Raw genomic sequence first — 12,960 nt, 5'->3', positions numbered from 1 at the left:
AAAAACGCCAACCCGGAGGTTGGCGTTTTCTCTGAATCTTTGGTAGGCCGTGCGGGATTCGAACCTGCGACCAACGGATTAAAAGTCCGCTGCTCTACCAGCTGAGCTAACGACCCGAAGAAGGCAAGATTATAGCCGGACTCTTGCGAAAGTCCAAGGACTTCGTAAACAAGCTGTTTAATAAGCGATTCCGTAACGGATGGAATCAGGTCTCGACATGCCGGTCTTCCGCCTGCGCCTCACGCATGGCTTCCGGTTCGAGCTTTTCGGCCTCGACGTTCATGCGCACGAAGACGCCCCAGCTCGCCAGCAGAATGGCTGCCGCCACCCCGATCGACGCCACATGCGGCAGCAGTTCCGGCTTCGTATGCAGGAACTGGAAGACGCCGACCAGGCACTCGACGCCGAGCGAGACCACGACCACGATCATGAAGCGCGACAGGAAGCGCCGCAGCCGTGTCGGCGAACTGACGTGCACGGCGCGCTGCACCTCTTCCTCCAGCACCGTCTGGCCCAGCTCGAGCGCGGCCACCGCGATCGTCAGGAGGCCCACGCATTCGAGGACGAGCCGGAAGCGGTCCTGGATCGACTTGCCATCGCCCGGATGCAATGCCGACCAGATTTCCATCGCGGCCAGCACGATCAGCGAGAAGCCGCAGACAAAGAACAGCAGGGCCACCAGGACGTAGCCAATGGAGCCGATTTTTTGCAGGTATTTCACGGAAAGACCTTCAGAGCGTGTTTGTGGGAACTCTAGCATCGTTGTCAAAAATGCAGCGTTCAGCTGATGCTGTTGCGCTCCGTGGACAGGGGTTCCCGTATTGATTTTTCGCAAAATTTCCCAGTAGGACTGCTTGTATCGTGACAATTTTTCGTTGCGCGCAACGGTAATCCCGAGATTTTCAGACGGCTGATCAATCGCAGGCCACCACCCCGGAGCACTACCATCCATGAGCATCTCGCTGACGCAGCAAGTCGCGACCGCGCTGGCGGCGTTTTCCAGCAGCACCAGGTTGTATGAGTTGCATATGGGCGATGGCTTCGGTACGGAAGCATTGCTGGTCGAGGCGTTTGTCGCCACCGATGCCTTGCAAGTTACCGGCGCGCGCGACGTGATCGTGCTGTCGACCAGTGCGCATATCGACATCGCGGGCCTGCTGGGACACGCTGCCGCTTTGGCGATCAGCTTGGCCGACGGCACGCGCTACTATTTTCACGGTGACGTCGCCGAGGTCGCAATGCTGGGCAGCGACGGCGGCTTCGCCCGCTACCGCCTGCGTCTGCGCCCCTGGTTGTGGCGGCTCGGCCAAGTGCGCAACAGCCGCGTATGGCAAGACAGGTCCGTCATCGAAATCGTCGACGAGGTGCTCGGCGCCTACCTGCCGCTGGCGACATGGCGCTGGAGCGACGACGCTGTCGCTTTCATGCGCGATGCAGTGCCGCGCAGCTATTGCTGCCAATACCGCGAATCCGACCTCGACTTCATCCGCCGCTTATTGGCCGAGGAGGGGCTGGCCTGGCGCTTCGAGGATGCCGATGGCGAAGAGGGGTCCTGCGCTGTTTTCTTCGCTGACAGCAGCCATCCGCGCGCCATGCCGGAGGACGCGACCAGCGCGCAGGACGGGGGCATCCGCTTTCACCGCGTCGGCGCGGTCGAGCGCCAGGACGCGGTGCAGTCGCTGACGCTGGCGCGGCGCCTGCACGCTTCGCTCACGACGGTTCTGAGTGTCGACTACAAGGCCCGGCAAGTGATCGCCGCAAGTTCGCCCTCACGGGTGCAAACGGGCGGCAAGATCCCCTATCTGGAATCGTATGACACCGATGGCCAATATGCCTACGCCAACCGCGAACAGGCGCAGCGCCATGCCGACTTGCGGATGCAGGCGATCGAGGCGCGCGCCCAGGTCTGGCACGGCCGCTCGAGCGTGCGCACCCTGCGGGCCGGTACCCGGATCACGGTCACGGGCGTACCGGTGCGCCAGTGGGGCGAGGCGCCGGTATTGATGGTATCGCGCGTGACCAGTGTCGGCGTCAACAACCTGCCACCACAGGCGCAACAGGCGCTCTCTGAGCTGTTCGGGCCGATCCCGGAGCTGTTGGAAGAGATGGCAGGCGCTGTCTCCGACGAGCTGGCACTCGTGATCGCCCACGCGCGTGAAAGCGGCTACGCCAATTGTTTCGACGCGGTACCGGCGGAGATGCCCTGGCGTCCCGAGCGGGCAGGCGAGGGCAGTGCAGGCGCAAAACCGACGGCCCGTGGTGCGCAGAGCGCCATCGTGATCGGCGCCGACGGTAACGACAGCCCGAACGGCGCCGACGAGCTCTACTGCGACCGCCTCGACCGCGTGCGCATCCGCTTTCACTGGCAGGAGAACACCCGTGCCAGCTGCTGGGTACGCGTGGCGCAGCGATCGGCCGGCGGCGGGATGGGCGCACAATTCCTGCCGCGCATCGGCCAGGAAGTACTGGTGCAATTTCTTGAGAACGACATCGATCGTCCAATTGTCGTCGGTGCCTTGTACAACGGCCAGGGCGAAGGGGGAATCGCCCCGACGCCGGGCGGAAGGGTGCGCGGTGACAAGGGGGCGGATGTTTTCGCCTCCGCCAACGACCATGTCGCCTCAGGCCAGGGCAATCTCGCAGGCGGCAACAGCCCGGCCTGGCACGGCGCATCGGGCGACAACGCCGGCCACCGCAACGCCGCCGCCCAGTGGGGCCTGCGTAGCAAAGAGCTCGGCGGATCGGGCTACAACCAGCTGCTGTTCGACGACACCGATGGGCAGGACGTGTCCAGCTCAAATGCACCCATGGGGCTACCGAGCTGAACCTGGGCCACCTGATCCATGCCGCCGACAACTACCGCGGCAGCTTCCGCGGCGTCGGCGTGGAGCTGCGTACGGATGCCTGCGGCGCAGTGCGCGCCGGCGCCGGCCTGCTGGTGTCGAGCTACCGCATCCAGCACGGCGCAGACGCGCGCGATGCCGCCGGCGAAGCTGCCGGCGCGGCGGAGATGCTGGCACAGGCGGCCAGGCTGGCCGACAGCTTCAGCGCGGCCGCGCGGACGCACCAGACGGTGGCGTTGGCGTCCCATTCTGGCGCCGCCAAAGCCAATGCCAGCCTGCTCGATGACAAGGCTGCGCCCTTGAAGGCGATGCTGACGGCCCTGTCGGGCCTGGTCGGTTCAAACAGTGTCGACGCTGCGTTCGGTGATGCCGCCGCCAAGAACACAGCCGGCGACGGCAAGCTGCCGCACTTCGCCGATCCACTGATCGCCATTGCCGCGAAAGACGGCTTCGGCGCGAATGCCGGGCAAAGTCTGCAACTGGCTAATGGCGAGACCGTGAGCTTGATGAGCGGCCAGGATACGCAGTTCGTCACAGGTGGGCAGATACGCGTTCACTCGGGCCAGGCGATTGGCGTGCTCGGCGGAGCGGTGAAAGCGGGCGAGGGCGGTGTCGGGCTGCAGGTGATCACGGCCAAGGACGCCGTCGATATCCAGGCGCAGGCGGATGAATTGAAAGTGCAGGCGCGTGATTCCGTCGATGTCATCAGTGCAAACGCGCATATCGATTGGGCGGCGGCTAAGCGGATCAGCTTATCGACCGCGGGCGGGGCGAATATCACGATCGAGGGCGGGAATATTACGGTGCAGTGTCCGGGGAAGATCAAGGTGCATGCGGGGAAGAAGAGTTTTAGCGGCCCTGTGTCGTCAAATTACCCGCTACCAAAAATGCCATCGAGTGAGCCAGTCTGTATTGAGTGCATGCTCAAGGCCTTACGTTCTGGTTCGCCCCTTGCAATGGTCTCTTCATGAAAAACTCTATTTATCATTCTGTCGATGAAGTCCCCGTCGTTCGCAGCGTTGACGAAATAATTAAAACTATAACTGGAATGCCGCAGTTGAACTGGGCGGCATTGATTGATACCGCATTCGACTACGGTCAGCACACAACGGGACTGAATTTCCGACCAGCCATCAATTGTTACGATTTTCCTGAATTAGAGGGTTTGAAAGCCGCTGCGCCATGCCTATACGCTCTTTCTTCCGGCGACGACCTTCGTGCAAAAATCACTGGCTTGATTAGACACTGTCAAGGCCGACCGATGCTTAGCTTCATTGGTGCAACGGAAAGCTTAGATGAAATCAACACAAGATGGCGTGCAATGCACATGGTATCCGTCATAGACGCCCACGAGATGCTGTTGCGTTTCGCAGACACAAGGGTTTTATCGTATTTGCCGCACGTGCTGACCCCATATCAATGGGCGACGTTTTGCGGTCCTGTGTCCGTTTGGATGTATTTCGACAGGTCAGGCCGTTCTGTAACGTGTGATATTCCTGAACTGCACTACGGTCAAGAAAAAGCATCGATCAAAAAAGAACAGCTCGAGGAGTTTCTCGATGCATCGCATCCTGATGCGCTGATGAATTTAATTGCAGAATCCATGTGCGATATCTTGCCGCCGCATAGTTTGGCTTCGGAGCGATATCGCATGATTAAAGGTGCTTGTGAATTGGCAAAAAGATGTAAGGTAAACGACGGCGCCGATGTTCTTGCGCTAGCTGTGGCGGCATACCTTACTGCGGGTAGAAGTAACTTTGACAAAAAGCTTGAGTTGCTTCTTCAGGAACGTGCGTGGCCTACCAAGTCTTTAGGGGATGCGATTGTTGATGCGGGGATTGTCTGAGATGAAGAAACTAACAAAAACGTGCCTGCGCATCATCCGGTCGATAATTTTGCGTGTCTGTGATGATGGGCGTGCGCCGATTCAATAACTGAAGTTATTTTGCGATGCTATAACCAAATGAAAGTATTGGCGAGCCCAGTTGTTACTATCAGCGGGGCGACGGGTTCGAAGGTCGAAAATTGTCAATGCGGGTATTATTGAGATGAAAATATCTAAAATATTCCTCTACTATATTATGACGACAGCTATATGTGTTGCTATGACATCAGCCTGCTCAGAAGCAACGTCGCCGACTAGCTTGCGCGGCTACAATCACATGAAAGATTTGTCAATCCATATTTTTTCTGTAAATGGAGTAAGCGGGCCTAATATTCGACCCGAATCCGGTGGCGGGGAAACCTGTTGCGTTACCTTACCAAAGGCATGGAGGCCCGGTTTGAAAGCGAATGTGTCGTGGGAATATGATCAAAAGGAAAATGCGTCACATCCATTACCCGCAAATAAAACGATGGAGATCGAGATCCCACATTACCGGTCTGCCGGTTCTCTGCAGGTACACTTTTACAATGGTCATAAAGTAAGGATGATCGTTTCTCCTTGCTCTCCGGAACATCCGTTCTATCCATTGAGCGCTGCTGAGCTGGCTCCATGGCAGCCATTTACAACTAAAGAAGACATGCGTGAAACTGCTCGGCATGGTGGAGGAACTGTTGACTGCTAATATCGATTTTGCTCACAGTCCGAGCGTAAACGAAACACGATCAACGTTGCGTCCCTTGTCTGCGCGTGAAAATATGAGGCGTGCAAAGGCACTTGCGACCCTTAGTTCAAAAACGTCCCCTACAGCCTGCAGCGGCCAAATTTTTGTTGGGATATTTTTTGACGGTACAGGGAATAATCGTGAGGTGGATTATGTTTCAGTCAAAGGTGAACCAGGAAAACATAAACACAGCAACGTTGTGCGACTGTTTCACACTTACCCAGACGGACAGCAGCGTGGAACGACGCGATATTACCGATTTTATGTGCCAGGCGTCGGTACTGCGTTCCCGGAAATTGGCGATAACGGAGGTACGCTTGGGACTGGTATGTCATGGAATGGTGAACCTCGCTTAATTTGGGGAATTACTCGCATATTCAATGCCGTAAGTGACTTCGTTTCCGACAGCGAAATCATTCCGGCTGACCAAGCCGGACGGATCGCGAACGGCACCGGTGGCGTAGGATCTACCGCAGTTCATCGAAATCACGTATTTGGCACATTTTGGGCCAAGCGCCTCGAAGCTATGGTTTCGTCTCGCAATAGGAACAAACCGTATCCTGAGCAAATCAACGTGTCAGTTTTTGGCTTTTCGCGAGGCGCTGCAGAGGCTCGTGCATTTGTGAATTGGTTACATGAAATATGTAAGAGCGATGGTGGGGGTTATACACTAGCCGGTATACCCTTGCGCCTGGATTTTTTGGGCATCTTCGACACTGTTGCATCGGTGGGTATAGCTGGTGCTTTTGCTACAGGTGTGCTTGGATCAGAAGGTCGGCAATCTTGGGCCAGCGACAACATGCAAATTCATCCCAATGTGGAAAGTTGCTTGCATATTGTTGCTGCTCACGAGGTAAGGGCTACGTTTCCATTGGATTCAGTTCGAGTTGAGGGAAAATATCCTCCTAATGTAAAGGAATACGTTTATCCAGGCGCGCACTCCGACGTTGGTGGCGGTTACTCAAGTAATGCGCAAGGTAAGACAGATGCACTAGCACGCATTGCCGGATTCGAAATGTATTGTGCAGCATTGGCTGCCGGCGTGCCGTTCCTCTCATTTACTGAACTCGACCCTAAGACGCGGAACGAGCTTGCTCCATCAGAAAATGCTCTCGCGGCATTTAAGAGTTATATGCAGAGTGCGGGGATCCAGGAGGGACCCGTGGAGGCAATGATGCGCGCACACATGGGAGCTTATTTTACATACCGGTATCAAGGCAGACGAGATCCTTACAGTCACCCACAAGCGGGGGAGTACCGCACCCGGGAGTTCTTTAGAAAGACGTCAGCAGAGCGTGTCCATTTACAGGATACACAAGAACATTTCGTTGCTGTTCTCGCTGCTGTTGTTGAGACGATGGAGCATAGCAAGCAAAGCGGCTCCAGTGTTGATAGTTATCTGGCTCAGCCTTATCAAGACCAAATCATGAAGTACACTTCGTTCCCCAGTCAGCGATTTGCATGGCTTATGGCTAAGCGCATCTTAGCTATCCAGGATTCATTTACGAAGCCAGATTGCGACAGAGTTATTGATAATATAACTAAGAAATTGGATGACTGGCGCAAGTGGTTGTCAAGCAATAACTACCCATTTTTGCATGATGCTGAAACACCAGAGCGCGATGTGCTAAACGTAGTGAAGACTATTAAAGATGTCCCACAGAATGGCAGCATCGTCAAGTTCTTTGACTATTGGGTCCATGATTCTATGGCCGGTTTGGCTTTCGATAACGTTAATGAATTCCTCATCAACGGAATTGGGCTCGTAAAATTCCGCCGAGTTTATTGGGGTAATAGAGGGGACGCTATGCTAAAGGAAAAAATTGCAGCCGATAATTTCGCTCTGACAGCCAGCAGTAATCAGAAGCGCCAGCGGCGCGAGCAGTAGTATCTTGTGGCTCAAAAGTTTGATGCACTGCAGACGTGTTAGTCGCTCTCATGTCTTGGCAGCTCTGTGAAAGCCTCTTCCGGCGAGCAAATTTGCGGGACTATAGTTCAACAAAGAAGGGGCGTCACTATCGCTCGTAACGCCTTCATTGCTGCTGCCAAATTCGTGGTAGGCCGTGCGGGATTCGATCCTGCGACAAATGGAGTAAGCGGGGATCGCGCCTACGCCGGAGGGAAATGTTAGCGGGGACGAGGGCAGGCACGACTTTGCGTCCGTCAACTACCATGCCGCTTCAAGCCTGGGCAATCTCGCAGGCGGCAACAGCCCGGTCAGGCATGGCGCATCGGGCGACAGCGTCGGCCACCGCAACGGAGCCGCCCAGTGGGGCCTGCGCAGCAAAGAGTTCGGCGGATCGGGCTACAACCAGCTGCTGTTCGACGACACGGATGGGCAAGGACGTGTCCAGCTCAAAAGCACCCATGGGGCTACCGAGCTGAACCTGGGCCACCTGATCCATGCCGCCGACAACTACCGCGGCAGCTTCCGCGGCGTCGGCGCGGAGTTACGTACGGATGCCTGCGGCGCAGTGCGCGCCGGCGCCTGCCTGCTGGTGTCGAGCTACCGCATCCAGCACAGTGCAGACGCGCGCGATGCCGCGGGCGAAGCTGCCGGCGCAGCCGCGATGCTGGCGCAGGCCGCCAGGCTGGCCGACAGCCTCAGCACGGCCGCGAGGACGCACCAGACCGTCACTTTGGCCGCCCATGCTGGCGCCGCCAAAGCCAATGCCAGCCTGCTCGATGACAAGGCTGCGCCTTTGAAGGCGATGCTGACGGGCCTGTCGGGCATGGTCGGTTCAAACAGTGTCGACGCTGCGTTCGGTGATGCCGCCGCCAAGAACACAGCCGGCGACGGCAAGCTGCCGCACTTCACCGATCCACTGATCGCCATTGCCGCGAAAGACGGCTTCGGCGCGAATGCCGGGCAAAGTCTGCAACTGGCTAATGGCGAGACCGTGAGCTTGATGAGCGGCCAGGATACGCAGTTCGTCACAGGTGGGCAGATACGCGTTCACTCGGGCCAGGCGATTGGCGTGCTCGGCGGAGCGGTGAAAGCGGGCGAGGGCGGTGTCGGGCTGCAGGTCATCACGGCCAAGGACGCGGTCGATATCCAGGCGCAGGCCGATGAACTCAGAGTGCAGGCGCGTGATTCCGTCGATGTCATCAGCGCGAATGCGCACGTCGATTGGGCGGCGGCTAAGCGGATCAGTTTGTCGACTGCGGGTGGGGCGAATATCACGATCGAAGGAGGGAATATTACGGTGCAGTGTCCTGGGAAGATCAAGGTGCATGCGGGGAAGAAGAGTTTTGTCGGACCTGCGAAGTTGGACTATCCGCTTCCGGCGCTACCGACGAGTATTTGTGTCGAGTGCCTGTTGAAGGCACGCAAAGCCGGCTCACCTTTTGTCCTGAGGTCTCAATGAGCACTTCTATCGATTTTCGCGCGCTTGCTCAAGAGATCGCAGCGGCCCATCCGGACGCGAACCTGTACTTCCTGCTTGATCACGCCGCTTTGCCTGGTTTGCACCGCCAGCTCACAAGAAGTTCCGCTCAGTGGGCGAGTCTGTTCGATTGCAGCCGGGAAGCCAACGCGCTTCAAGTCGCTCCTATTCTCGTATTGGCCGGTAGCGAAGGCGAGTTACAGGTGCCGCGCTCGCTGTTCAGCTGGATACGGGAGCACGGTACCTACTCGTCCGCTGTCGTGATATTAACCTCGCCCTTGGGTATGACAACGCTGCGCGACAGGTTGGCAGCGCGCCTCGATATACGCCTTTCGGAAAACATGGAGGCGATGCTGCGCTTTTTCGATCCGCGCGTATTGGAAAGCCTACTAACAATTCTCCCCGCCGCGCAGGCCAGGACATTTTTCAGCCCGGCAGATTGCTGGCGCTATGTCGACCGTACTGGAAAGCTGGCGAGTGTCGTCACCGTCTTCGATGCAATAGATGACTTCAGCGCTCCCCTCGTATTGGGCGAAGAGCAAGAATTCAAGCTGTTTGAAGCATGCGAGATCGACCAAGTACTGGATCTGCTGCGCCGAAACATGCCCAAGCTGCTCGCGACGTTGCCTTTGGCTGATCAATCTACTTTTGTCTGCAACGTTATTGAAACGGCGCGACAACATGGGATCAGTTCGGTTTTCAAACTCTCAGTTTTCGCAACCATAAGCCTTTCACAGGGCGAAAAATTTATGAAGAGCTTGGAAGGCGTTCGTCTTATAGATGAGCTAAAGAAAGACGAATCTGACTTGCTCGACAGGCTGGAAGAATTCGACCTCGATGAGACATGGAGTGAAGCATGAGTGCTGCAAGAAATGCAAGCCTTACCTCCGTTTAGGTCTACGGACTTTCCTTCTACTGCTTATGCTCCCGATCTTTACGGTGAGCCATGCGTGTGCAGAAAAGTCGGCCTATGGCTATAAAGAGGCAGAAGTCGAAGTAAAGCGCGCCGACAGTAGCGTCCCGAGCTATATCGAAACACGTTTTTATCCAGACAGTTCGATACATGTGGTAACAACGGACAACTTTTCCGACCCACATTTTGCGCTTGATCGGAAGCGCATTGATCAGTCTTTCTTCCCACGGTCCGAAAACGATGAAAAGCCAGAACAATGACCGGGTGGGGATTACCAAGGCCTCTGCGTTGCAAGCGACCGAGTCGGGTCTGCGAGCGGGGACTAACCAGGCAAGACACATCGCTGCAGAGACGCCAAGCTCATCAGGAGGAGCTTCGGCAGTTGGAAATCTTGCAAGTTTCTGGAAGGCTGCAAACCAGCAAAAAGGCCTGCGAACTTCATGCAAGCAGTCCTTTGGCTATCATCCCCCCCTCGACTGCATATTACAAAGTCGATATTGGCTTAAAAATCCAGCAATACAACTCGGACGCTTAATTTGCATGCCAGAACACTGAATGGCGAGCTATTCTATTCTATATCGAGTCGCCAATGAAAATGCGTAAGAAATTATTCCAAGAGCGTCCAAGTAGGGGCGCATTCATCGCCGCCATGGTGATTTCTTCTTGTGTTTCGGCATCAACTATGCAGAGGCACCACATCAATGAGGGGAGATATATTTCGCTAGGACTCATAGGCTACAACTATACAAACAGGGAAATTGAGAGCTACACAGTCGACGGCGCGGGTGGAGGGTATATTCGATTGAGCTCGCCGTCCAGTGGGGGAAGTGGTACCGCATGTTGTGTTCGTATACTGCGGAACGCGACAGTGCCCATGCAGGTACATATTCGATGGCAGGCTGGCGGATGCGTTTATCTTATAAAAGACGATTATACTGACGCTACCGATGAGGTTGTGCATTACTTTTATAAAGAAAGACTTGTGCCGCTAGAAGACTTGGCGTCAGGCGGGCCGGAGTATTTGGAGACGCATTTTTACCCGAGTGGTGAAGTAAAAGCAATGCTGACATCAGCTATTTCGAGGCCGAAATTGCAATTGCTTAAAAGCCGACTCGACGACTCCCGTTTCCCAAGGTGCAAAAATGACGTCAAGCCAGAATAGCGGTGTCGTGGGCGACGCGAAAACGCCAGCCTTAAAAGCAACTGGGAGTGCACTGCGAAACGCTGTGGATCAAAGCCGTGAAATCGCAGTAGAGCCGAGTGGGAACACCTCGACGGGCGTTAAGGCCGGGAATGTTGCCGCGGCAGTAAAAACCGCTGGAGCACAACGTGGCGATGCGGCAAGTTGTAAGCAGGTTATCTGGTTTTCGTTCTTCTTTGATGGCACTGGGAATAACCGAGACGCGGACCTAGAGTTACTGAAACATAGCAACATTGCTCGTTTGTATCGGGCTCACAAAGAGACGAATATAGATGAGGGGATAAGCTCGGTTTACATTCCGGGGGTAGGTACCTATTTCCGAGAGATTGGTGATGACGGTGGTAGTACTTCTGGCAATGCGTTTGGTGCGATGGGCGAAGCAAGGCTGGAATTTGCTGCTCGTGAATTTGAAGGATTCCTTCGTCGTCCACTTGCTTTAGCGAAGGCACCCGGAAATGCGATAAAAGAGATAAACATCGCTGTCTTTGGTTTTAGCCGTGGTGCTGCACTTGCGCGTGCATTCCTCAACTTGCTTATGAAACGCTATTGCCGTTTAGAGAGTGAGAAATGGAGGCTGCGCCAGGGTAATTGGCCTGTGCGATTCAGATTTGCTGGTTTATTCGATACCGTTGCGTCAGTAGGACTTCCAATGAGCACCAATAATACCGGAATATACGATTCGGTTAGATCGGATGTGCCCGGCATGATCGCAGAACGTCTGGATGATTACGAAAATACACGTCCGGAAACATTGGCGTTTTCAAGGGCTGGCGAAGCTGGAGCAGACCCCGCCCCGGGAAAGTATGCAGGTCATACTGAGTGGGGCGCTCGATTACACATCCACGAAACGGTAGAGGAAGTAAGGCATCTAGTTGCTGCGCACGAATATAGAAATTCCTTTCCTCTTGATAGTATTCGTTTTTCTTCATCAACTGGAATTCCTGAAGTGGCTCATTTTCACGAGATCATCTATCCAGGAGTGCACTCAGATGTGGGCGGCGGCTATACCCCAGGTGAGGGTGCTCGAGCAAGCCGGCCATCGCAGAATTTGTGCCTAATCGCGTTACAGCACATGTACAACTTTGCCCTAAAAAGCGGTGTTCCAATGTCTCTAGAAAAGAGCGAAAGAACCAGATCGGATTTCAATCTTGATGCTAAAGTTGGCGATGCTTATAATCACTACGTTAAAGCCATTGGGTCTTTCTCCACACTGGGAGAAGGTATAAATCGACACATGGCGATGTATTACGCATGGCGTTTTTATGCCATCCGGAAACGGCTCGAAGGCGATGTGGGTATGATGAGCCGGATAAGATCAGCTGATGAAAAGTTTCAAAATATTAAGGAGGTAAAGTCAAAAGAGGTAAACATCCTCTCAAAAAAAAGTACAGATGCACAAATCGCGTTGAGTAACTTGATGGAGCTTCGTGAAATTCAAGCTTCGATTTCTCGTGGCGGTGACGAAGGTGATTCGGCGCAAAATAGAACTGATCTGCAATTGCAAAATGCTAGGCAAGAGTATAATTTTAAGCGGGATCAATATTTACGCTCCAAGGCTCGCTTAGATGCGCTGCCGAACATGGAAAGATCCAATGAATTAATGGCGTTTTATGATCAGCAGCTTTTGATAGATGTCCGCCGCATTCGTGACAAGTTGAGCGGAAAGAAAACAAGTGAAAAACCGCGTAATCGGGATGCTCTACGGCCCCACTATAAATTTTTGCTAGATGCGTTCGAAAACGAGTTCGATAAAGGGCGAGGTCTGCGAGATGAAAAAATACTTTGGCTATTTGACAACTGTATTCACGATTCGCTTTCTGGATTTGGCAAGGATGCAACGTTACCATCTGACCCCAGGGTAGTCTACATCGGCGGGGACGTGAAACTTAAGTACGCACGTCTGGATACAAACAAGTCGAGTGAACAGTCGAATGCGGACTGGTCAGAAGCATTGGCATAGGCCAAAAACAAAAAAGGCGTCACGATCACTCGTAACGCCTTCATTGTTGCT

The 12,960-nt window shown here is 54.7% G+C and carries 9 protein-coding genes, 1 tRNA gene and 1 pseudogene; 9 read left to right on the top strand and 2 right to left on the bottom strand.

Annotated features, from left to right (window positions below; all coding sequences use genetic code 11):
- Positions 1-40: 40 nt before the first annotated feature.
- Positions 41-116, bottom strand: a tRNA-Lys gene (locus tag G4G31_RS23355).
- 89 nt (positions 117-205) lie between these two features.
- Positions 206-1,009 carry a hypothetical protein gene (locus G4G31_RS23350; protein WP_229425211.1) on the bottom strand — a complete coding sequence of 268 codons (804 nt, stop codon included), beginning with the start codon at positions 1,007-1,009 and terminating at the stop codon, positions 206-208.
- On the opposite strand from G4G31_RS23350, the pseudogene G4G31_RS23345 reads away from it, so the two are divergent.
- From G4G31_RS23345 to G4G31_RS23305, 9 genes and pseudogenes are all read left to right on the top strand, one after another.
- Positions 951-3,814: pseudogene (locus tag G4G31_RS23345) on the top strand (type VI secretion system Vgr family protein). The gene G4G31_RS23350 and the pseudogene G4G31_RS23345 overlap by 59 nt on opposite strands.
- Positions 3,811-4,689 (top strand): DUF4123 domain-containing protein, encoded by an 879-nt coding sequence (locus tag G4G31_RS23340; protein WP_182989594.1) that lies wholly within the window; start codon positions 3,811-3,813, stop codon positions 4,687-4,689. Before G4G31_RS23345 ends, G4G31_RS23340 begins: the two are co-directional and overlap by 4 nt.
- 202 nt (positions 4,690-4,891) lie before the next feature.
- Entirely contained in the window at positions 4,892-5,410 is a 519-nt protein-coding gene (locus tag G4G31_RS23335; RefSeq protein WP_182989593.1) for a DUF3304 domain-containing protein, read from the top strand.
- The gene (locus tag G4G31_RS23330; protein WP_182989592.1) at positions 5,370-7,337 is read left to right on the top strand and encodes a DUF2235 domain-containing protein; all 1,968 of its coding nucleotides are present in this window, start codon (positions 5,370-5,372) and stop codon (positions 7,335-7,337) included. Before G4G31_RS23335 ends, G4G31_RS23330 begins: the two co-directional genes overlap by 41 nt.
- Positions 7,338-7,551: 214 nt before the next feature.
- Entirely contained in the window at positions 7,552-8,817 is a 1,266-nt protein-coding gene (locus G4G31_RS23325) for a type VI secretion system Vgr family protein (RefSeq protein WP_182991900.1), read from the top strand.
- On the top strand, positions 8,814-9,695 hold the full coding sequence (locus G4G31_RS23320) for a DUF4123 domain-containing protein (protein ID WP_182989591.1): 882 nt from the start codon (positions 8,814-8,816) through the stop codon (positions 9,693-9,695). Before G4G31_RS23325 ends, G4G31_RS23320 begins: the two co-directional genes overlap by 4 nt.
- Before the next feature lie 61 nt (positions 9,696-9,756).
- The gene (locus G4G31_RS23315; protein WP_182989590.1) at positions 9,757-10,008 is read left to right on the top strand and encodes a hypothetical protein; all 252 of its coding nucleotides are present in this window, start codon (positions 9,757-9,759) and stop codon (positions 10,006-10,008) included.
- 329 nt (positions 10,009-10,337) lie between these two features.
- Positions 10,338-10,910 (top strand): DUF3304 domain-containing protein, encoded by a 573-nt coding sequence (locus G4G31_RS23310; protein WP_182989589.1) that lies wholly within the window; start codon positions 10,338-10,340, stop codon positions 10,908-10,910.
- Positions 10,911-10,917: 7 nt separating this feature from the next.
- On the top strand, positions 10,918-12,909 hold the full coding sequence (locus G4G31_RS23305; RefSeq protein WP_210283921.1) for a DUF2235 domain-containing protein: 1,992 nt from the start codon (positions 10,918-10,920) through the stop codon (positions 12,907-12,909).
- The last annotated feature ends 51 nt before the right edge of the window (positions 12,910-12,960 follow it).

It is taken from the genome of Massilia sp. Se16.2.3 (assembly GCF_014171595.1).
Lineage (GTDB): Bacteria > Pseudomonadota > Gammaproteobacteria > Burkholderiales > Burkholderiaceae_D > Telluria.
The sequence above is the reverse complement of the archived record's forward strand: the minus strand, read 5'-3'. Positions and strand labels throughout refer to the sequence as shown.